Here is a 1,961-nt window from a genome sequence, read left to right on the forward strand (position 1 = left end):
ATGACAATGAAGTCTTAGTGATTTTTACTGATGATAACCAGATGCTAATTGCAGATGATTATTATAGACAAGAGTATGCGGTATATGAAGATACTTTTTCTATGGTAACAGTCAAAAACTACACATTTAAGAGAACGTATAAAATGTCGGAAGTTATATACCTTGAATACAACAACGAAAAGTTAGAGAAATTTACAAAAGGGTTGTTTGATGATTACGCGGAACTTTTTGGACGTATACTGGAAATATCTATGCGTAACAACCAAATTCGTGCATCAGTCGGCATAGATGCCACAGGTGGTATTGGTGATGAAAAAGGAAAAGACGGGAAATCTAAAAGTGAAAGATTACAAGCGTTTATCAATAAAGTTTATAACTCTTTTCGAACCAACTCAGTAGCGATCGTACCAAAATTAAAGGGATTCGAATATGAAGAATATACCAACAAGCAGGGTGTGTCTAATCAGTCATTAGAAGAATTGAATAAAATGAAATCCTCTCTCATTGATGATATCGCCAACGCCATAGGAGTACCCACGGCGCTTATTTATGGTGAGAAAGCTGAATTAAATTCCAATATCAAAGCGTTCCGCCAATTATGTATTGTTCCGCTGGTAAAAAAACTACAAGATGAATTGATCGCAAAGATCATCAGTTGCCAAGAATATACAAAAGGTGAACGCATCAAAATTAACAACGTTTTACCTAAAGACATATTAGAATACGCAACTCAGATTGACAAGATTGTTTCATCTGGAACGTTCTTACGAGATGAAGTTCGTGAGCCACTCGGTTTTGACCCATTGCCGAATGGAGAAGGACAGAAATTAATCATGACTAAAAACTATCAAAAAATATTAGAAGGAGGTGAGAATGAAAATGACGGTGAAGATTAAAATTAACGGTCCAATCATTTCAAGTGATGACAAATGGTTTTATGACTGGTTTGACATGGAAGCAACTTGTCCAAAAGATGTATTATCTAAACTTCCCACAAATGGAGAAGATGTAGAAGTTACAATCAATTCATATGGTGGTTTAGTTGACATGGGAAATGAAATCTATACTGGATTACGTGCTTACAGTGGTAAAGTGATTGCTAATGTTGTAATGGCTGGAAGTGCGGCAAGTATTATTGCAATGGCTGCAACCCAAATAAAAATTAGCCCAGTCGGTCAAATCATGATCCATAACGTTTCTATGGGGTCACAAGGCGATTATCATGAAATGGACAAAGCCAGCGAGATTCTACAAAAGGCTAATCTTTCTCTAGCTAATGCATATGTGGCTAAAACTGGTAAAAGTAAAGATGAAATCTTGTCACTGATGGATAAAGAGACTTGGCTCACTGCTGAAGAAGCTGTTGAGTATGGTTTCGCAGATTCAATTATGTTCGAAAATACAGAACGTCCACAACTTGTCGCTGATGGAGGTAGCGGATTGATTCCGTCTAACGTTATCAACGAAGTGAATAAACTTAGAAACCAAAAACCTTTTGCACAAGTTGTGATTGATGAAGAAAAAATGAAACAAATTGTGGATGATAGTATTGAAGATTTAAAAACAAATACAATTATTCAAGGAAAGTCTATCCAAGAGTGGATGGATGAAAAACAAAATACTAAAAACGCGGAACCAACAAATGAATCTCCATTTGCTAGGTTTCTTTTTTAATACAAAAAATGAGGAGGACATAAAATGACTATTAAATTATCACAAGATTTTGAGAACGCAAAAAAAGCATGGATTCAAGCTGTACAAAATAACGAATCAACTGAAAAAGTTGGGGAACTTTACGGTGAAATGTTGGATCAAATGATTTCAGAGGCGAAAAAAGCCGGTGAAATTGCTGCTGAATCATACGCTGCTGGAACTAAATTAGATGCAAAACTCGCTGCCGAACAACGTAAATTCTTCAATGAAATCAACAAAGAAGTTGGTTACAAAGAAGAAACACTATT

The 1,961-nt window shown here is 35.6% G+C and carries 2 protein-coding genes and 1 pseudogene; all 3 read left to right on the top strand.

From position 1 onward, the window contains the following. A partial coding sequence (locus tag ACTFWY_RS17735; protein ID WP_439939972.1) for a phage portal protein occupies window positions 1-896 on the top strand: 896 nt, incomplete at its 5' end. Then, window positions 880-1,674, top strand: coding sequence for a head maturation protease, ClpP-related (locus ACTFWY_RS17740; RefSeq protein ID WP_171918252.1), 795 nt, complete (start codon window positions 880-882; stop codon window positions 1,672-1,674). The genes ACTFWY_RS17735 and ACTFWY_RS17740, both read left to right, overlap by 17 nt. Before the next feature lie 24 nt (window positions 1,675-1,698). After that, window positions 1,699-1,961, top strand: a pseudogene (locus tag ACTFWY_RS17745) (phage major capsid protein); the annotation flags it as partial.

The sequence above is a fragment of the Enterococcus sp. 125944 genome, from assembly GCF_051909435.1.
Lineage (GTDB): Bacteria > Bacillota > Bacilli > Lactobacillales > Enterococcaceae > Enterococcus_D > Enterococcus_D gallinarum.